16 protein-coding genes are annotated in these 21,660 nt (G+C 38.6%); all 16 read left to right on the forward strand.

Annotated features, from left to right (window positions below):
• Positions 1-43: 43 nt before the first annotated feature.
• The 16 genes from NYE61_RS18455 to NYE61_RS18530 all read left to right on the forward strand — a co-directional run bounded on the left by NYE61_RS18455 (position 44) and on the right by NYE61_RS18530 (position 21,623).
• Entirely contained in the window at positions 44-1,060 is a 1,017-nt protein-coding gene (locus NYE61_RS18455; protein WP_339316286.1) for a mannonate dehydratase, read from the forward strand.
• Between the two features lie 49 nt (positions 1,061-1,109).
• A complete protein-coding gene (gene garD / locus NYE61_RS18460; RefSeq protein WP_303448714.1) occupies positions 1,110-2,642 on the forward strand; it encodes a galactarate dehydratase in 1,533 nt (510 codons plus the stop codon).
• 104 nt (positions 2,643-2,746) lie between these two features.
• Positions 2,747-3,682, forward strand: a complete 936-nt coding sequence (kdgD, locus tag NYE61_RS18465) for a 5-dehydro-4-deoxyglucarate dehydratase (RefSeq protein WP_095313880.1) — start codon at positions 2,747-2,749, stop codon at positions 3,680-3,682.
• A 9-nt stretch (positions 3,683-3,691) separates the two neighbouring features.
• Entirely contained in the window at positions 3,692-5,155 is a 1,464-nt protein-coding gene (gucD, locus tag NYE61_RS18470; protein WP_095313881.1) for an alpha-ketoglutaric semialdehyde dehydrogenase GucD, read from the forward strand.
• A gap of 197 nt (positions 5,156-5,352) precedes the next feature.
• Entirely contained in the window at positions 5,353-6,708 is a 1,356-nt protein-coding gene (gene gudD / locus NYE61_RS18475; protein WP_303448710.1) for a glucarate dehydratase, read from the forward strand.
• A gap of 70 nt (positions 6,709-6,778) precedes the next feature.
• Positions 6,779-7,465, forward strand: a complete 687-nt coding sequence (locus tag NYE61_RS18480) for a FadR/GntR family transcriptional regulator (RefSeq protein WP_095313884.1) — start codon at positions 6,779-6,781, stop codon at positions 7,463-7,465.
• 248 nt (positions 7,466-7,713) lie between these two features.
• Positions 7,714-8,703, forward strand: a complete 990-nt coding sequence (locus NYE61_RS18485; protein ID WP_303448707.1) for a hydroxyacid dehydrogenase — start codon at positions 7,714-7,716, stop codon at positions 8,701-8,703.
• A 162-nt stretch (positions 8,704-8,865) separates the two neighbouring features.
• Positions 8,866-10,113: a lactate racemase domain-containing protein gene (locus tag NYE61_RS18490; protein WP_095313886.1), complete on the forward strand. Its 1,248-nt coding sequence runs from the start codon at positions 8,866-8,868 to the stop codon at positions 10,111-10,113.
• Positions 10,114-10,760: 647 nt separating this feature from the next.
• Positions 10,761-12,083 (forward strand): extracellular solute-binding protein, encoded by a 1,323-nt coding sequence (locus tag NYE61_RS18495; protein WP_303448704.1) that lies wholly within the window; start codon positions 10,761-10,763, stop codon positions 12,081-12,083.
• 62 nt (positions 12,084-12,145) lie between these two features.
• Positions 12,146-13,048, forward strand: a complete 903-nt coding sequence (locus NYE61_RS18500) for a sugar ABC transporter permease (RefSeq protein ID WP_095313890.1) — start codon at positions 12,146-12,148, stop codon at positions 13,046-13,048.
• 302 nt (positions 13,049-13,350) lie between these two features.
• Positions 13,351-14,175, forward strand: a complete 825-nt coding sequence (locus tag NYE61_RS18505; RefSeq protein ID WP_303448701.1) for a carbohydrate ABC transporter permease — start codon at positions 13,351-13,353, stop codon at positions 14,173-14,175.
• A gap of 62 nt (positions 14,176-14,237) precedes the next feature.
• Positions 14,238-15,905 (forward strand): ROK family protein, encoded by a 1,668-nt coding sequence (locus tag NYE61_RS18510; RefSeq protein WP_339316293.1) that lies wholly within the window; start codon positions 14,238-14,240, stop codon positions 15,903-15,905.
• A gap of 15 nt (positions 15,906-15,920) precedes the next feature.
• Positions 15,921-17,441 (forward strand): DUF4127 family protein, encoded by a 1,521-nt coding sequence (locus NYE61_RS18515; RefSeq protein WP_303451332.1) that lies wholly within the window; start codon positions 15,921-15,923, stop codon positions 17,439-17,441.
• A gap of 40 nt (positions 17,442-17,481) precedes the next feature.
• Positions 17,482-19,050, forward strand: a complete 1,569-nt coding sequence (locus NYE61_RS18520; protein WP_303451329.1) for an FAD-dependent oxidoreductase — start codon at positions 17,482-17,484, stop codon at positions 19,048-19,050.
• 23 nt (positions 19,051-19,073) lie between these two features.
• Positions 19,074-19,784 carry an alpha/beta hydrolase-fold protein gene (locus tag NYE61_RS18525; RefSeq protein WP_303451326.1) on the forward strand — a complete coding sequence of 237 codons (711 nt, stop codon included), beginning with the start codon at positions 19,074-19,076 and terminating at the stop codon, positions 19,782-19,784.
• 171 nt (positions 19,785-19,955) lie between these two features.
• Complete coding sequence (locus tag NYE61_RS18530; protein ID WP_303451323.1) at positions 19,956-21,623, forward strand: alpha amylase family protein; 1,668 nt, start codon at positions 19,956-19,958, stop codon at positions 21,621-21,623.
• The last annotated feature ends 37 nt before the right edge of the window (positions 21,624-21,660 follow it).

A 21,660-nucleotide genomic window follows, 5' to 3' on the forward strand; every position in this document is an offset into this window, starting at 1 on the left:
AACCGAGTGAATCTATCTAACTAATAAATAGGGGTGACGCAAAATGATGAAGGTTTCAGTAACTGTGAATACCACAGATTTATCTGAGTTGGACTTAAAGCAAATGTCCCAGCTGGGTGTAGACTGCATCGATTTTGGTGCAGGTAACTCATTTGCAGGAGTAAAAGAGCAAGGCTATCCTGACTTGGATAAATTACTAGAACTACAAAGGAAAATACGGTCATATGGCATGGATATTAATAGGGTTACACTACCAAACTTAAGTGATAACTTTATGCGAAATCGTCCAGGTAGTGAACGCGAACTCGAAAACTCCATTAATGCAGTTAAGACTTTTGGGGAAGCCAATATTGATATTGTTAGACAGCGGTTTGAAGGCGATGTGTTTTACGGTTTATCTAAAAGCTATCAAGCAATACAGCGAGGTGGGGCCATTTCACGTGGGGAAAGTCTTGGGATCATGAAAGAAAAGGCGGAAACACCTACATTCGAAGAATTAGAGAAATGGTGGGCTGCTTTTCAAGGTGCATATGGAAAGCTTGTCCCGGCAGCCCAAAATAGTAATGTCAACATTGCAATGCATCCTTCTGATACGCCACATCCAGATTCACCATTTGGAGGATTGGGACTGCACCGTATTATCGATGATTTTCCTAATAAGAATGTTGGGTTCGTATATTGTATTGGAACACGTGCAGAAGCAGGGGGATCCTCTCTCGTTCTTGATGAAATCAACCATTTTGGACGCAAAGGTAGAATATTCTTGGTTCATTTCCGAAATGTAAGGGGGAGTTTACCTACTGCTGGAGCTTTTGAGGAGGCGCTACTAGATGATGGGGATATGAACATGTTTAAATTGTTGCTAGAACTGAGGAAGGTTGGTTACAACGGCTGCATAAATCCAGATCACGTACCAACAATGGCAGGGGACACACCCGATCTGGATGATAGATGGGGACACTCCAATATTGGCTGGAAAGCTTCGAGTTTAGGATTTTCCTATTCTATAGGCTATATAAAAGCACTATTAGCAGCGTTGACTGAATTCGAGGGGAAATAAAGTAGTTTTGATAATGTAATTTATATTTTAGGAGGAGGGAATGAAGTAAATGGGCAATAAATTAGATACTGATACTCCTATATATATTAAAGTGAGTACCAAGGATAATACAGCAATTATCGTAAATTCGGGGGGACTAACGAAAGGCGCCAAATTTTCATGTGGTTTGGCACTTAACGAAAGAATCCCCGAGGGGCATAAAGTAGCATTATGTAATATAGCGGCAGAAGAAGAAATTATCCGTTACGGTGAAGTGATAGGATATGCAAAAGATCATATAAAAAAAGGGAGCTGGATAAGGGAATCTTTAGTCGATATGCCTTCTCCCCCAGGATTAGACAATCTTCCTTTTTCTACTAATCTAGTAGATGTTTCTCCATTGGAAGAAGGATTCACTTTCCTTGGCTATCGCAATTCCGATGGAAGTGTAGGAACAAAAAATATTTTAGGTATAACAACTAGTGTTCAATGTGTAGTGGGTGTTTTGGAATACGCAGTGAAAAGAATTAAAGAAGATTTGTTACCTCGTTTTCCTAATGTAGATGATGTAGTTGCTTTAAATCATAACTATGGTTGCGGTGTTGCCATCAATGCTCCTGATGCCAAAATACCAATTCGTACCATACAAAATTTAGCCAAACATCCAAACTTTGGTGGAGAAGTAATGATTATTGGATTGGGCTGTGAAAAACTAATACCACAGCGTCTAAATGATGGAGAAGATAATGATAATATTTTGACCTTACAGAACGAAAGTGGATTTGTAAATATGGTCCAGTCCATTATTAATATGGCAGAGGAAAGATTGGATAAATTAGACAAACGTAAGAGGGAAGTCTGTTCCGTTTCAGATTTGGTAATCGGGGTACAGTGCGGTGGTAGTGATGCATTTTCCGGGGTCACTGCAAACCCGGCGTTAGGGTTTGCGACAGATCTTCTCGTCAGAGCAGGAGCAACCGTTTTATTCTCGGAAGTAACAGAAGTAAGAGACGCGGTTCATTTGTTAACTCCTCGTGCTGCTACAAAAGAGGTGGGGGATAGCTTAATCCGCGAAATGAAGTGGTATGACAATTACTTGAACAAAGGGCAGGCGGATCGAAGTGCAAATCCATCTCCAGGAAATAAGCGGGGTGGCTTATCAAATGTCGTTGAAAAATCATTAGGTTCAATTGTTAAATCGGGAACCTTGCCAATAACGGATGTACTTGCGCCTGGAGAAAAGGTAAAGAAGAAAGGATTAACTTTCGCTGCTACTCCTGCAAGTGATTTTGTTTGCGGAACACTTCAACTCGCATCAGGTATTCATTTACAAGTATTTACTACAGGGCGGGGAACACCTTATAATCTGCCGATTGCCCCAGTGCTGAAGGTTTCAACAAGAAATACTTTGCAAGAACAATGGCATGATCTCATCGATATAAATGCAGGGAAAATAGCCAATGGGGAAGCAACGATAGAAGAAATAGGATGGGAGATTTTTAAGGATATTCTTGAGGTTGCCAGTGGAACGAAAAAGACATGGGCGGATAAATGGGGGATTCACAATGATCTTGCACTATTTAATCCATCTCCTGTTACATGATAAATATAAATAATCGGTCAATGCGATTGACATCTATTATTATTTGTCTTACAATATAATTAACATAATATTCATAATTATAATGAAGAAGGGTCGGAATTTATATGGTTACGAAGAAAAGACAAGCCCCATCGGGGATCTTAGGTTTTCCGGTTGCACCAATGAACGAACAAGGGAAATTAGACTTAAACGGATTAGAAGCCAATATTGACTTTTTGCTAAAGGAAGGACTATCTTCCATATTTGTAGCATGTGGGGCCGGGGAATTTCATGCTCTCAGTAATGAAGAATACCGGTTAATAGTAGAAGTAGCTGTTGAAAGAGTAAAGGGGAGCGTTCCACTTTATACAGGTGTAGGCGGCAATATCACATCTGCTCTAGAACAGACAAAGATTTCCGAAGAACTCGGGGTAGATGGTTACTTGATCATGCCACCATACTTAATCAATCCGTCACAGGACGGTTTATACAATTATTTGAGTGAGATTATAGGAAACACTGATCTCAATGCTATTGTATATAACCGCGATAACTGTATTTTGAATGCGGATACATTAAGGAGATTATGTGAGTTTCCGCAGTTGATAGGCTTTAAAGACGGTGTTGGTAATATGGAACAAATCGCAGAGTTTACACATTTGTTTGGTGATCGTCTTGCATGGATAAACGGAATGCCCTTAGCAGAAGTTACGATGGAGGCCTATATAAACCTTGGATTCAGATCCTATTCATCGGCAATATCCAACTATATCCCTCATATTTCAGCGATGTATTATGAAGCACTTTTAAGTGGGGATAAAGAGATGGCTCACAATTTGTATGAAGAAATTATTTTACCGATTCATCGAATTAGAAGTCAAAAGAAAGGATATGCGGTTTCACTTATTAAGGCTGGGATGAAAGCCATTGGTCTTCCGGTAAGTTTACATGTAAGAGCACCAGTCGCCAAGGTGGAGGATCAACATTATGAGCAGCTAAAAGAAATTATTAATAAAGCTTCACAAAAATACCCTGCAAAAGCAGCAACAACATTAAAATAGGAGGTTCTTATGACTACTGAAACGAAAACCAAGACATATTTAAACTATATTAATGGTGAATGGATTGCATCTGATTCAGGTAAAACAGCAGAAAGTTTAAATCCTTCCCGAAATGCCGAAGTTTTAGGTTCTTATCAACTATCATCTGCTAATGATTTAGACGAAGCAGTTGTTGCAGCTAGTCAATCCCAAAAAGGTTGGAGGAAGCTATCAGGAAGTACAAGAGGCGATTATCTGTTTAAAGTTGCTGCTGTTATGGAAGAACGCCTGGAAAGTATAGCTGAAACAATGACGAAGGAAATGGGCAAGACATTCGCTGAAGCAAAAGGTGAAACAGCACGAGGTGTTGCGATTTTACGTTATTATGCGGGGGAGGGAATGCGATCTGTAGGCGATGTTATACCGTCATCGGACAGTGAAGCACTTATGTTTACTACAAGGGCGCCACTTGGGGTAGTAGGGGTAATAACTCCCTGGAATTTCCCTGTTGCGATTCCTATATGGAAAATCTCCCCGGCACTTATTTATGGAAATACAGTAGTAATTAAACCAGCCAGTGATACAGCGGTAACTTGTGCAAAAGTTATTGAATGCTTTCATGATGCTGGGCTTCCAAAAGGTGTCATTAACATGGTGACAGGATCGGGGTCTGTCATTGGGCAAGGGTTGGCTGAACATCACAAGGTTGATGGCATTACTTTTACTGGGTCAAATAATGTTGGTAAAAAAATTGGTAGTGCGGCTTTGAATCGCGGAATTAAATACCAACTCGAAATGGGAGGGAAAAATCCTGTAATTGTTACGGATGATGCAGATCTGGATCTTGCTGTTGATGCAACTATCAGTGGAGGACTTAAATCGACTGGACAAAAATGTACGGCAACCAGTCGAGTGATCGTTCAAAGCGGGGTTTATGATGAATTCAGAGAAAAGCTTCTTAAAAAAGTTGCTGAGATAACTGTCGGAAGTGGAATGGAAGAAAGTAACTGGATGGGACCTGTTGTTAGTGAAGGTCAACTTGAGAATGTACTTTCCTATATAGAGAAGGGCAAGAAGGAAGGTGCTAAACTAATATTTGGTGGTAAGCGTGTTTCTACCCCCGATACAACAAATGGTTATTTTGTGGAACCAACTGTTTTTGAGGAGGTTTCAACGAACATGATCATTGCCAAAGAGGAGATTTTTGGACCAGTATTGGCCCTTATGAAGGTAGATACAGTCGAAGAGGCATTAGAAATGGCAAATGATTCGGAATATGGTCTAAGTGCCTCTATTTTTACAACGAAAGTTCGAAATATGTTGGAGTTCATAAATGAAATGGATGCTGGACTGGTTAGAATCAATGCAGAAAGCGCTGGGGTAGAGCTGCAAGCCCCATTTGGAGGCATGAAACAATCAAGTTCCCATTCCCGTGAACAAGGGCGGGCTGCGATAGAATTTTATACTTCAATAAAAACGGTATTTGTAAAATAATAATGGAAAGGGGAGTTATGCACGCTATGCTTACTCCCCATTTTTTAAAGTTTCAAAGCATATATAGTGGCATCCTTTTATTTACACTTACATTTGATCAAAAGGCAATACATATTTTAGAATTCGATAAACGATTAGCGTTTAAAATTTAATAATTTCTATTAAAACTAATTTTAACAATATAGGAGGAATGCTGTATGGTAAGTACAGAATATCCAAAAAGAATTAATACATTGCGAATTGAGAAAATGATCGTTATTCCAGTAGCTGGTCATGACAGTATGCTATTGAATTTAAGTGGAGCACACGGTCCTTTTTTTACGCGCAACATTGTAATTTTAGAAGATAATCATGGGAATAAAGGAGTAGGTGAAGTTCCAGGTGGAGAATCGATCCGTCAAACGCTTGAAGAATCAATACCTTATGTAATAGGTAAACCAATTGGTGCTTATAATAATATTTTAAATACTGTTCGAACAATGTTCTCTTTTAGGGATGAGGGTGGAAGAGGTTCTCAAACATTTGACCTTAGGACAACAATACATGCAGTAACCGCTCTGGAGGCAGCCTTGCTTGATCTATTGGGTAAATTTCTTGGAGTTCCAGTTTCGGAACTGCTTGGTGATGGACAACAAAGAACACATGTGGAGATGCTAGGGTATCTTTTTTACATCGGTGATCAACGGAAAACAGATCTTCCCTACGTAAGTAATCCCAATTCAAAAGATAAATGGATGAGGATACGCCATGAAGAGGCTTTAACCCCTGATGCAATCGTTTCTCTTGCTGAAGCTGCACATGAACGATATGGCTTTAATGATTTTAAATTAAAAGGTGGGGTCTTAAAGGGAGAAGAAGAAATATTAGCTGTAAAGGCACTGTCCAAACGTTTCCCCAATGCAAGAATCACATTGGATCCGAACGGAGCTTGGTCATTGAATGAAGCAATTCATCTATGTAAAAATCAGCAAGATGTTCTTTCATATGCTGAAGATCCTTGTGGTGCCGAGGGTGGCTATTCGTCACGTGAGGTAATGTCAGAATTTCGTCGTGCGACAGGTATCCCTACCGCCACGAACATGATTGCAACGGATTGGAGAGAAATGGCACATGCCATACAGCTGAATGCGGTTGATATACCACTTGCTGATCCCCACTTTTGGACAATGCAAGGATCAGTTAGGGTGGCGCAATTGTGCAATGAATGGGGATTAACCTGGGGGTCCCATTCAAATAATCATTTTGATATATCACTCGCGATGTTTACACATGTGGCTGCTTCAGCCCCGGGGCATATTACAGCGATAGATACCCATTGGATATGGCAAGATGGACAACGATTAACAAAACAACCTTTTCAAATTATCGATGGAAAAATAGAGGTGCCACAAGTACCAGGTCTTGGTATAGAAGTAGATATGGAAAAAATCAAAGAGGCAAATCAATTATATAATGAACAAAATCTTGGGGGACGTGACGATGCTATCGCCATGCAATATTTAATTCCTGGATGGGAATTTAATAATAAAAAACCTTGCTTAGTTAGAGAATGATAATAAAATGTTAAAATAAAGAGGGTTCGTTAGTTGGAAAACATATATAGATAGCAGTGTTTGAGGAGGAATGACTAATTTGGAAAATTATTTTGTCGATACAGTACAAAGGAGTACACTTTCACAGCAAGTGTTAGAGAAAATTGTCGCTCTTTTGGTAAGTGGGCAATTAAAATCAGGTGATAAGCTACCACCTGAAATGCAATTAATGAAGCAATTAGATGTTAGTAGACCAGTGTTGCGGGAAGCATTAAGTTCGCTTGAAACATTGGAAATAATTACTCGCAAACCCCGTGGAGGAACGTTTGTAAATGACAAGGTAGGAAGTAATCCATTTACAGCGATGATCTCACTCTCCATTAATAATTTACCTGCTCTGTTTGAAGCCCGTATGTCATTAGAATTAGGACTTGTGACGATAGCGGCTGAAAAAATTACGGATGAACAATTGGATCGTTTATATAATTCAATCAATGATATTAAAATAAACGCGCATACAAACTATGGTAAATACGATAAAGAATTTCATAGAATTATCGCGCTTAGTGCAAATAATCCAGTTTTAGAAGGTATGATCACATCACTTCTTATTACACATGAAAAAACGGATAGTTTAATTGAATATCGCGAACCCGAGATTACGATGGAACATCACCTTGCAATATATGAATCCTTAAAAAAGCGGGATCCCCATGAAGCTTTTAAACAAATGTACAAACATTTGAGTTTTGTTCGAAACAAGATATTGAATACCTAATCTGAATAATTGCTTCTTAGAAGAACTATACAGGATGTAAACAGGAACAGTTTATTATCCTGTTTTCATTTTGTATAAAAAGTTGTTTAGGTGTATGAAATTATGAAATAAGAGGAGATATGTATATTTCTTAGATTATTGTTTCCCTAAAATCAGGAAGCTACGTTTATTCATCCGAAGTGTAAATTATCCAATAAGTAATTTGTGTGTATTCATACTATTTACGAAATGCAATTAGGAGGAGAAAAATGAAATTTAGCGTATTAGTTCCAAGGAAAATAGCGCAGGCAGGTATTGATTATCTGGAAAACAATGGTTGTACAGTTGATGTGCAACAGGAGATGACTACAGATGAACTTAAGGGTTCCATACAACATTACGATGCGGTAGTGCTTAGAACAAACATAATAAACAGTGAAATAATTGCCAACGCAACTAAGTTGAAAATTATAGCACGGTACGGTGTTGGTTTAGATAACATTGATATAGAAGCAGCCACGAATCGTGAAATCTATGTAACCAATACACCAACTGCTAATATTAATTCCGTAGCAGAACATGTAGTTGGATTGATACTCTCCATTTCTCGTCAAATAAATAAGGTTGATCGTGCAGTTAGAGAGGGAGATTTTAGTATACGAAATAGTTTACCTGGAACAGAGTTAAAAGGTAAAATCCTTGGGATCTTAGGTTTAGGTAATATAGGGAAGTTGGTAGCTGAAAAATGCGCTCTAGGATTCGGGATGAGGGTGATTGCATACGACCCATATATAGATCAACCAATGATTGATTATATCTCTATTGAAAATGATTTGGAAAGATTGATTAAACAAGCCGATTTTATATCCTTGCATTTACCTTACAATACATCCAACCATCATCTATTTAATAAAGAAAAAATCGGATGGATAAAACGGTCAGCATTTTTAATTAATGCTGCAAGGGGAGGGTTGGTTGACGAAGAAGTATTAGCAACCTCTTTAAAAGAAAAGTCTATCGCTGGGGCAGCATTAGATGTTTTTGAACAAGAACCACCTTGCTTGAATCATTCTTTGTGGGAACTTGATAATATTATCGTCACACCACATATAGCCGCATTAACCAACGAAGCAATGAACGAAATGTCATTAGATTGCGCAAAGGAAATTATCCGAATTAAAAACAAAGAGAAACCGCATTTTTGGGTGAATAAACAGGAAATGACTGAAAAGAGTTCTAGACGTAAGGCATTCAAATAGTCAACTAAAATTCGTCTAAAGAATTCTCATGTAAGTACAAACAGGGTTGATAAGAAGAGGTCGTTCACTATGCTTGTAGATGTCGCGGACTATAGAAGGAATAAAACATTCGAATAGGAATGGTGTTATGAGAAGTAATCAAATGATAATGAGGTGGCAGGCATGCGTGTTATTGAAACCTTAATAAAAGACATACCTTTACCTAGAATGGTTAAAGTGCAGCAAGATTTTTACGCTCCCGAGATTTTAGAGGTAGACAAAGCTGTACATGATGCGATTAAGGAAGCAGGGGTGCTATCGAGAATTACAGAAGGTGATCGCGTTGCAATTGCCGTAGGAAGCCGAGGTGTAGCGGATATTCCTATTTTAACAAGGGAAGTAGTTAATGCTGTTAAATCAGTTGGTGGGCTACCATTTATTGTACCAGCTATGGGTAGTCACGGAGGGGCAACAGCAGAAGGTCAACGGGATGTATTAGAGAAACTGGGAGTTATAGAGGAATTCATTGGAGCTCCGATTATATCTACTATGGATGTCGTTGAATTAGGTAGATTACCAAAGGGGTTACCAATATATATCGATAAAAATGCTTACGAGGCGGATAAAATTATCTTTATAGCAAGGATTAAACCGCATACTGCCTTTCGTGGTACCCATGAGAGTGGTCTTGCAAAAATGATTACGATTGGTCTTGGCAAACAAAAAGGGGCGGATGCTGCACATTCTTACAGTTTCAAATATATGGCCGAACATGTACCGGCAATGGCTAGAATAACTTTAGCTAACGCTCCTATAATCTTTGGGCTTGGTACAATTGAAAATGCGTATGACAGACCGGCCAAAATTATAGCTGTTCCTGCCGAAAAAATAGTTGAAGTTGAACCTGAATTGTTACTTGAAGCCAAATCACTTATGCCGAGATTAATGTTTAATCCTATTGATGTTCTCGTGGTGGACGAGCTCGGAAAAGATATTTCAGGAAGCGGGATGGATCCTCATATCACCGGGCGATATCCGACTCCGTACGCAACAGGAGATCAAAAAACCTCAAAAATCATAGTTTTGGATCTCACTGAACAAACACATCATAATGCAAACGGAATAGGTCTAGCGGATATAACCACTCGAAAAGTATTTGAAAAAACAGCCTGGGATAAAGGATTTGCCAATGCCCTTACAAGTCTTGTAACCGATGTGGTAAAGTTTCCAATGTTCATGGATACTCCAGAATCAGCAGTTAAAGCAGGAATAAAAACATCTGCTTTATTTGATCCATCAAAAGTGCGGCTAGTTCGAATAAAAAATACACTCCATATAAAGGAAATTTATATTTCAGAGAGCCTATTGGCTGAAGCAAAACAAAATGAAAATATTAAAATACTTGGCGAGCCTCATATTATTAATTGGTAAAATTGGATGGAAGCTGAATTTTTTGTCTTTACCATGGTTTTGTCAGAAAGGATTTTTAATAAATGACGAGGATTTAGGGTTGGAACGACTGAAGCAGGTTACGATAAGGGATTCGTAGTGTTTAAGATCTTGTGAGCTTTCCATTGTTAAACCCAGTAGAACTTATTATCCAGGTCCAGCGCTTGAAAACGAAAGATGCAGAAACGGTCGAACAGTACACGCAGCTTGCATGCAACTGGAAATTGATTAACAGGTGCCAATGGAGACAGCGATTATATCTCTTCTGCTGTTTACAATAATGGTTAAATTAGTTTTAATTCCAGCTGTATATCGGATATCCATCAGGTATGGTTGTGAAGGATTAAGAGTTATTCATAATATTATTCTAATCAGGTGCATGAGTTCTACATGCATCTGATTTTATTGTTGCTTTTTAAGAATGTATGTAAGAGAGAGTTGTATATCGTATATATCTGAATGAAGGCAAACAGTAATTAATAGAAATAATTTTCAAATTAGGATAAAAAGTAGAAATTTTTTCTGAAAAGTCTTGCTATATAATTATCAAACAATTAAAATAAAGGTTAAGGAAACGCTTTCATAAAGAGGTAATTTCCGTTTTCACAATTAAAAGGGAGGAAAAAAGAATGAAAAAGAGACTTTCATTTGCATTAGTTACTGCTTTACTTTTAGTTGGCTTAATGGCTTGTAGTAGTGAGGATGAAGGAAATGCTACTTCAGACGCTGGATCATCAGGTGAACTTTCAGGGGAAGTGACCATGTGGACTGCTTCATTGGCTGGTGAACCATTTGATAGTTATTTTGCTGATTTAGAAGCAGCATTTGAAGAAATGCATCCAGAAGTTGATGTCATCATAGAAGATATTCCACAAAATGAAATTGAACAAAAAGTACTTACTTCACTAACTGGTGATGATGTTCCAGACGTTGTGAATCTAGCACCGCGTTATATGATTAATATTGCTGCACAAGGTGGGCTTTTAGAGTTAAATGACTTAGTAAGTGAAGAAGTCCAAAATTCCTATTTAGATGGCCCTTTTGAAGCAGGGTATTTTGAAGAAGACTTATATGCCTTACCTTGGTATTTAACAACTACGGTAAGCTGGTACAATAATGACCATTTTGAACAAGCTGGAATTACGGAAACTCCTCAAACCACACAGGAAATCTATGATACAGCCAAGACTATTACAGATGCAACAGGTAAACCTTCTTACTACCAAATCATCAACCAAGGTGACACGGTAATCGAAAAGATGATTTCCATAGCGAATGGTGAGCCGATTGTGGAAGAAGGAAAAGCGTTATTAACTGAAAATGAAGAGATTCTTGAGTTCTTTACGCTAACACAAAAAATGTATGAAGAAGGGATTATGCCACAGGAAAATGCGGAAGGATCTTTCTCTACTGCACAAGAACTATTTATGGCTAATAATGTATCCCTCCTTGAAAGTGGGGTAACCTTCTTGGGACCGATTGAATCTGGTGCACCAGATGTATATAATGCAGCAAAAGCTGGTCAACCATTAAATGCCTTAGATGCGCCAATGAACGTAGCTGTTATGAATTTTTCTATTCCATCAAAAACAGATAACCCAGATGCGGCAGTTGCATTAGCGGAATTTGTTACGAATGCAGAAAATCAATTAGAGTTTGCAAAAGTTGCTGGAACGGTACTTCCTTCCACAACGGAATCATTGGAGGATGAATATTTTACGAATCCAGGGGACTCACCTAAAGCGTTGGGGATGTTAGAAGCATCAACTTCTCTTGAACGTTCGAAGGTGCTTATTCCACCGGTAGAAAATTCTTCTGAGCTTTATGAAATAGTTAAAATGGCATTTGTAAAAAATATCCAAGGAGATATAACTCCTGAAGAAGCCTTGCAGGAAATCACAGAAAAATGGGATGCATCCTTTGAAAAGGCTGGTTTAACACCAACATTCTAATACATTACAAAACTGAAGAGACTAGCAGCCCTTGCTAGTCTCTAAATTCAGGAGGGATATGAATGAGTAGACATCCTTTCTCCAAAAAGAGTCTAACAGAAGCTATTACACCTTGGTTATTCTTACTTCCATCTATTGTGATATTAGTAACGTTTTTAGCAATACCAATTATAGAAGCGTTTCAATGGAGTTTTCTAGATTATAAGATTATTGCAGATACAAGTGAATTTGTAGGTTTTGCTAATTTTAAAGAGATATTCTCGGACGAAATGTTTTGGATGGCATTTGTGAACACAATCTTATATGTTGCCATTGTTCTTCCTTTAAACATATTTCTTCCGATGATTTTAGCCGTTTTAGTTAATCAAAAAATACGTGCTGTTGGGGCTTTTCGGGTGCTTTATTATTTACCAGTTGTAACGCCGATTGTCGTAGCCGCATTAATGTGGAAAATGCTTTATTCCCAGGATGGTACGGTATCCAACTTCTTCGTAAAACTAGGCATAATTGATTCTCCAATGAATTTTTTAACGAATACAACAACAGCACTTATCGCGGTCGCATTTATTACCGTTTGGAAAGGGCTAGGTTACTATATGATTATGTATCTAGCAAACCTGCAATCTATTCCAAAACAAGTGTATGAATCAGCAAGTATTGACGGTGCGAATGGCATACAACAATTCTTTAAGATTACGGTACCGATGATGGTTCCTTCCATGACATTGGTTTCGGTTCTAACTATTATTAACGGATTGAAAGTCTTTGAAGAAATAGCTCTGACAACCAATGGTGGTCCAGCTGGGGCTACTACTACACTTGTTATGTATATTTACGATAAGTTCATGAATTTGGATGTGTCCATTGCTTCTGCTGCTGGACTAGTCTTATTACTGTTAGCCATTATTGGATCACTCATTCAAATGAAGCTAACAAGTGGTCGGGAAGATGATTTGAAGGCTTGAAAAGTGTGTGTTCAAAGGGAGGATAAAAAGGACCAAGAAGTTCAAGGCGGCGAAGCTTTGAGTACCGGGCTTTCACAGGATGTGGTGACTTCTGTATTGTCCACAGGACGTGGACGGTTTTAACAGAAGTTCATTGAATCCCTTAATACGTGAGGAACGGGCTTGCACAGGATGTGCTGACTTCTACGTTGCCCACAGGACGTGGGCGCTCTTAGTAGAAGTTCCTATTTCGCCAACGAGGAAATTCGAAGTGTCATTTTTACCGGACTTTTTGAACAACCTCTAAAAGGAGCTGAAAGAAAGTGAAAGCAAAGACACAAACAAAGAAAATTATCCTCTATATTGTCATGCTCGCAATTTGTGTTGTAACGGTTGGTCCGTTTTTATATACGTTATTTATTGCATTAAAGCCTGCAACACAAGGAATCTATGATGGAATATTACCTGCTAATCCAACGTTTGCAAATTTTGTTGATGCATTTTATAAGACTGATTTCTTACGCTACCTTTTAAACACTGTCATCGTAACTGGCATTGCAGTACCGTTTAACTTACTATTCAGCAGTATGGCTGGGTATGCACTTGCCCGAATGAATTTTAAAGGAAGAAGTATTGTTCTTACGCTTATCATCTCTACGATGACCGTTCCTTTCCAATTATATATGGCACCTCTATTTCAAATCGCAGGTGAGCTTGGGTTGCGAAACAGTTATGTAGGTTTAGCTGTGCTGCAGGTTTCGACTGCATTTGGTATTTATTTTATGCGCCAAGCATTCTTGACTGTACCTAAAGAATTGGAGGAATCTGCGTATCTGGATGGTGCGAATCGTTTTCAAGTATGGTGGAAGGTTGCTATGCCGCTTGTGAAACCGACGTTAATATCGCTAGCAATCTATACGTTTACCTTTACATGGGGAGATTACTTATGGCCTCTCATCAACACGACAGAAAGCAGCATGTATACATTATCAATTGCATTAGCGCAAATGTCACAAAACTTTGATGGGGGTAATTTAAAACTAATAAGTGCTGCTTCCATCTTAACGACGATACCTAGTCTACTCATCTTTATTTGGTTACAAAAATACTTTATTTCCGGACAAACGGATGGAGCAGTTAAGGGATAAGTGCACAATTAAAATTTGGCCAGATCACTATAACGTGATCCGAGTTTGTAAGGAGAGGTACAATGAGAGAATTTATCGCATTTGACATAGGTGGCACGTTAATCAAATACAGTGTTCTCAAAGAGAATGGCAGTATTATTTATAAAAATGAAGTCCCTACCGAGGCAGATTTAGGGGGATTAGAAGTGATCAATAAAGTAAAAAAGATTGGGGATGAACTGCTTCAATCCTATCTTATTGCTGGAATCTGCATTAGCACGGCTGGCCAGGTCGATTCTAAAAAAGGGGAAATACTATATGCCTCTTCCCTCATTCCAAATTATACCGGAATGCAAATCAAAAAAGAATTGGAAACTTATTTTCAATTACAGGTGGAAGTGGAGAACGATGTAAATTGTGTGGGATTAGCAGAATCTTGGATTGGAAAAGGAAAAGATGTTAAAAGCATGTTCTGCCTCACAGTTGGTACAGGAATTGGCGGGAGTTATGTTATCGACAATAAGCTGCACAGCGGTCATAGCTATAGTGGTGGAGAGATTGGTTATATTCCAATTGAAGGAAGTCAATTTGAGGAACTTGCTTCAACAAGAACTCTTGTAAAAAATGTGGCAAAGCAAAAAGGCTTTGCTGAGGATAAGCTTAATGGGAAGGAAATATTTGAATTCGCATTGAATGGAGACGAGGTTTGCATAAGAGAAATCAATCAGCTTGTGTATTACTTATCAAAGGGAATTGCAACGATTGCCTATATGATGAATCCAGAAATGATTGTGATTGGTGGAGGAATAACCAATCAAAAGGAATATCTTTATCCGCTTATTATGAAGCAATTAAAGAAGGATCTTATACCTGCACTACTAGGTAAAACGAAAATTGAAATTGCGGGGAATTTAAATGATGCAGGAATGGTTGGTGCATTACGGCATTTCCTACTTCAAGAATCCTTGCAACCTTTCAATCGGATTACGACGATGATTGAATCAAATAAGCATAAATTAACCAAAGGTGAAGCTGCCATAGCAAAATATGTAACGATGAATTTAAGCGACGTACCTAATCATACCATTTCTCACATGGCTGACAAAATCAATGTTTCTGAATCGATGATTACGAGGTTTTGCAAGAAGCTTGAAATTGGTTCCTACAATCAGCTGCGTATGATGGCAAAAGAAGCAACGATTGGAACAAGGCTTCACGATAAAACAGAGAATTCTAGTCAAGTAGAGATTAAAGAAGACTATATTAACATCCTGAAAAAAATCGATACGTTAAACCAATCAGTTGATTTTGGGGAAATTGGATCACAGCTTAAGCTTGCGAAACGCATTATTTTATACGGATCTGAAGAAATGGAATATGTGATGAATCAACTCAAGTATAAAATGATGGAACTTCACATACCTGTTGACGTTTTTTCGAATCGCTATCAAATGGATCGCTCTGTTCACTTACTGGATCAGCACTGCTTAGCAGTGGGAATAAGTATTTCAGGATTTAACGCAAATGTACTAAAAATGCTTGAAGCTGCTAGGAAGTGCAATGCAACAACGATTGGAATGACTAGCCAGCAGGATTCACCGATAACAGAAAGAGCGGATATTACGTTTTTTATCCCTTCCGGCAATGAAGTAGGAAAAGTTACGCATTCGATTCGTGAAGTATCCTTATTTTATTTACTTGATACTTTTTTAAAAGAAATACAAACATTGAAAAAAACGAAAGTTATGTAATAAAGAGGTGTGTAAATGAAAATCATCTATACTCCAATTGACGAACGACCTTGTAATACACATGTTGTAGAACGAATCGCAGCTACAGCGAAGGATATTGATTTATTGTTACCCCCTAAGGTACTGTTTGGGTTTAAAAAGCAACCTGCCGATACAGATGGGATGTGGCAATGGATACAGCGTGCCGCTCCTGAGGTGGATGCGATTATTCTTAGTATCGATATGCTTGTCTATGGTGGTTTACTTCCGTCTCGTATTCATTATTTGTCGGAGGGAACCGTCGAGAAATGGATAGAAAGGTTACGAAATTTCCATCAACAGTATCCAAAATTACCTATCTATGCATCTAACATGATTATGCGCACTCCTAAGTATAGCTCTAGTGATGAGGAGCCCACCTATTATGAGGAGTGGGGAAGAGAAATTTTCCTGCATGCTTATTTGGAAGACAAGCAAAATGTTAGTGGATTAACGGATGATGAAACAGCTGAACTTATAGCAATACAGCAAAATCTCCCAAAGCAATATGTGGAGGATTATGAAAATCGACGAAGCTTTAACCTGCATATCAATCAATCTATGTTGGAATTAGTTAAAGAGGGAGTGATTAGCTTTCTTGCTATTCCACAGGATGATAGTGCGGAATATGGTTACACGGCAAGGGACCAAGCTATTGTCGCAGTAAAACGTGAACAGCTCAGGCTTTATAACGAGGTTCATATTTATCCCGGTGCAGATGAGGTTGGTGCAACCCTGCTCACACGAATTTATAATACCTATTATCAGAAACGGCCAAGAATTTATCCGATTTGGAGCAGCATATTAGGACCTCAGATTATTCCAATGTATGAGGATCGCCCTTTTGCCGAAAGTCTTAAGTCACATGTTTTAGCTAGTGGTTGTCAGCTGGTTGATCGAGCTGAAGAAGCGGATATAATTCTCGCCTATAATACACCAGGTCGCGTGATGCAAGAAGCTTGGGATCAAGGTAAGAAGGATATAACGTATTCTAGCTTTCGAAATTTATTACATTTCGTTGATCAGATTGCCTCTTATCTAAAGGAAGGCAAAAAAGTGGTTGTAGCAGATTCTGCATATGCAAATGGTGGTGATTCTCAGCTTATTACACTGTTAGATGAAGCTGGAATTTTAGATAAATTACTTTCTTATAAAGGCTGGAATACAAATTGTAATACGCTTGGTACAACGATTGCCCAAGGAGTCATTGGGATGGATGGCGACCAAACTGTAATCCAACAAAACTTAATTTATCATTTGTTAGATGATTATTTTTATCAAGCCGAAATTCGTATGGAGATGTTAGCAGATTTTCTTGCTGCACATAATCTATCGTATTTTGATTTAAAAGATAAAGCAGACCTTGTGAGTGAAGAACGAGATAAGCGGTTGAAGAGACGTTATAGCGATTTATTGATGAATAGCTTTAAGCGATTAAAAATTGAAAAGCTAAAAACGTATGCACCCTGGAATCGGATGTTTGAATGCGGTATAGAACTGGAAACGAAAACGATTTAATTACCGAGTCAATCAATTGTAAAAGGAAGGAGTTGACGGGATGAGGAAGGAAGCGGCAGACGTCATCGTTGTCGGAGGGAGTCTTGGTGGATGCATTGCGGCATTGTCGGTAGCAAAAATGGGGTTATCCGTTATGTTAACGGAGGAAACCGATTGGATCGGCGGCCAATTGACAAGCCAAGCGGTCCCGCCTGATGAGCATCCTTGGATTGAGGAGTTCGGTTGTACGACTACTTATCGTCATTTTAGAAATCGTGTACGAGATTATTATAAACAGAACTATGCCTTAACAGAAAAGGCGATGAAGGAAGAACGATTGAATCCCGGCAATGCATGGGTGAGTCGTCTTTCGCATGAACCAAAAGTTGCTTTACAGGTACTTGAGGATATGTTAGCACCTTATGTAAACAGTGGAAAACTTCGTATCCTGTTAAACCATAAACCTATCGATGTCCAAACAAGTTGCGAAGTAATAGAATCTGTAGTTATACGAGATAGTGTAAAAGGAGAGCTGACAAAACTTACTGGAAGCTACTTTTTAGATGCTACGGAGTGTGGCGACGTCCTCCCGCTTGCAGGGGTAGAATATGTGATTGGTGCTGAGTCCCAGAAGGAAACGGGCGAGCCACATGCTCCTTTACAGGTGGATTCAAAAGATGTACAGGCTATTACACATGTACTTGCAGTCGACTACCTAAAAGAAAGGAATAGTATTATTGAGAAACCCGACCAGTATGATTTTTGGAAACGCTATATTCCGAGTTATTCGAAATGGCCATTACTTAGTTGGTATGCCGTTAATTCTTTGGATACAAGTACGATGAAGAAATTCACGTTGTTTCCTAACGAACAGGATATTCCAGCTCTTTTTACTTATCGAAGGGTACTGGACGTTACGAACCTAATAGGTTCAATATATGACGGTGATGTGTCATTGATAAATTGGCCACAAAATGATTATTTTCTAGGTTCGATTATTGATGTTACCGAAGAGGAGCGAGAAAAGCATTTAAAAGGCGCAAAGCAGCTAAGTCTGTCTCTTTTATATTGGTTGCAAACCGAGGCTCCAAGATTGGATGGTGGGAAGGGTTATCCAGGCTTACGATTACGTATGGATGTTTTGGGAACGGACGACGGACTTGCTAAATATCCTTATATTCGCGAGTCGCGGAGAATAAAGGCGCAATATACGATAACAGAGAATGATGTTAGTAAAGATTTACGGGAAAGCATTCGCACCTATCCAGATAGTGTTGGCGTAGGAAGCTATCACCTTGATTTACACCATACGACTGTTTCAAATCGCACGTTTTATATTCCTACCTATCCCTATGAAATCCCGCTTGGTGCATTGATTCCATTGCGCGTAACAAATCTACTGCCAGCATGTAAAAATATTGGAACCACGCAAATCACCAATGGATGTTACAGACTGCATCCCACTGAATGGAATATTGGGGAGGCAGTCGGATATTTAGCCGCTTACGCCATTGCGAATGAGGTTGAACCAAAGGAAGTTAGACAAAACTCGAAACATTTACAAGCTTATCAACAGTTATTAATCGAAAAAGGTATCGAGCTACACTGGCCAGATGAGATGGAATTCTAAAAAAGAAAGGATATTATACGTTGTTGAATCGAACGAAAAAAACCTTTCATAGCAATATATTAAAACAAGATTATGAATACTGCGTTTTAACTTCAGACGAGGAAACAGAGGAAGCTTATCTTCTACATGTTCAGGACGGAAAAGATTATTTAGAACTTGGAGAATTAGAGAATGCATTCCAAAATTTATTGGAAAAACAACCAGAGATTGCTAGGAAGTTAGTTTTTATACTTGTGCACCCAGGGAATTCGATGGACAGGTGGAACGCCTACCATCATAAGGGAAAAAAATTTAAACAATACCTCACCTTTATGACAGAAGAATTTTTACCAGAAGTGGAAGTAGAAATCGGTAGGAAGATAGTCCGTCGTGGTCTTCTAGGGGATTCATTAGCAGCAAATATATCGCTAAACATTGCAGGAATGAGTCCAGAGACATGGACACATCTCTTGTTGCAATCGGCAGCTGTTTCCGAAAAGGATATTGAAATGGTAGAACAATTAAAGCATGTGCAATGGCTCGTTTATCAAACTGTTGGAAAATACGAAGATGAATATGTTTCGTTGCTTACAAATGAAAACTTATATATTTTGACTCGAAATCGAGAATTACACGAAATGTTAGTGAAAAAAGGTGCACGGATTGTATATTCCGAGCAGGAAGAGAAGCATGAATGGCGTTTTTGGAAGTCGGATTTAATGAATGCGTTAGAGTTTTTCCTTTTTACTTCTTAGTTTGTTTCTTGGAGTTTGGCCTGGCGCGATGCTCAGCTCGAACTGCAAACGGGTTACATCTTTAAAGGAGGTGATGTATTCGCTTGTTTTGTCGTTTGTATAGAGATAAATAAATAGAAAACATCCATCAACGTAATAGGTTGCTAATAAATTTTTTTGGAGGTAAAGAAAATGAGAAAATGGTTTAGTATGTTACTGACTATTGTTTTGTTTTTGACGTTAGCAACCCCAATTCAAGCAGCACCTGGGAGAGGCCTTGAGAAGGTCCTTTCTAATCTTGTAAAAAATGAAAACATTAAAGGGCGTGTGCTTTGGTATGATTTATCTGCAAACATTCACAACCTAGATACACCTGAAAAGGTAGCGAATATTGTGGAAAAAACAGCGAATGCGAATATCGACACCATTGTTTTAGATGTGAAGAATTATACTGGTTTCGTCGGCTATGACAGTGATATTGCGCCACATATGAGTACAGCGGAGATTGCCGACTATGGCGATTTTCCAGCTGGCTATGATTTACTGGAAACAGTTCTTGATGAAGCAGATAAGTACGGTTTGGAAGTTTTAGCGAATATCAATGTTTTCTCAGAAGGAAACAACACGTATAAAGATGGTCCAGCTTTTGATCATCCGGAATGGCAATCCCAATTCTATACGGCCGTACAAATTGTTGAGGCAAAAAATGGAGCGACAGTGCCATTAGATGGGGTGAATACAGAAAGAGGGGAAAACCAAATTATTTTATTTACTCCTGATAAATATGATGTTTCCCCTTCTAATCGCTGGGGAGTTGAAGTTCAAGTTGTTGATGGCGTAATCTCTCAAATCGAAGACAGAGTGGCTACGAATGGAGAAGCTTTAGAAATTCCGGAAAATGGTGTCGTGTTATCTGCCCATGGAAAAGCAAGAACTTGGGTCTTGGAAAATCTGAAGGTTGGTGATCCAGTTGCACATGAAGAGTCTGAAACGAGGATTATACCAGCTTCAGAATATCCTTCTTCTTCAGTGTTTGTAAATCCAATCCAGGAAGATGTTCGTAACTATGAATTGAGTATTATAGAAGAGCTAATCACGAACTATGATTTAGATGGTATTGTGCTTGATAGAGCAAGATATTCGAATGAACATGCTGACTTTAGTGATTTAAGTCGTGAGCAATTTGAAAAATATATTGGCGAGGAAGTGACTAATTGGCCAGAAGACATCTATGAAATCCAGTTAGATGGAACAGAGCAGATAATCGTTGAAGGACCGTTATATAAAGAATGGGTTGAATTCCGTGCACATAATATCCAATCTTTCTTCAAAGATGCAGAAGATCTCATTCATTCTTATGACGATGATTTATTGTTTACCACCTATGTTGGTTCTTGGTATCCACTCTACTATAATGAAGGTGTAAACTGGGCAAGCAAAGATTACAAGCCAGAGTATGATTGGGCTAGCGAAGACTACCATAAAACTGGTTATGCTGAATACCTCGACTTCCTCATGACCGGTAATTACTATTATGATGTAAGTATTGAAGAATCGGATGCTTCCGACTTGCCGTATTGGTATAGTGTCGAAGGGTCTGCACAGCTCGTAATGGAAGTAGTAGATTATGCTGCACCAGTATATGGTTCTCTCTATCTTCAACAATATGAAGGTGACCCAGAACAATTCCGAAAAGCAATCCGTACATTAGAAGATAACACACATGGGATTATGTTATTCGACTTAGTATATCTAGAAATGTATGGTTGGTGGGATATTATAGAAGAAGAGTTTGCTAAAGATACGAAAGCACCACATCAAATTCCTGGGCTATTGAAAATGATTCGCAAAGATAAGTAAGATAATGTGACCTTGACCAAAACTTCAATTGGTGGAA

Origin of the sequence: Oceanobacillus sp. FSL W7-1304 (assembly GCF_037969805.1) — a bacterium.
Lineage (GTDB): Bacteria > Bacillota > Bacilli > Bacillales > Amphibacillaceae > Oceanobacillus > Oceanobacillus profundus.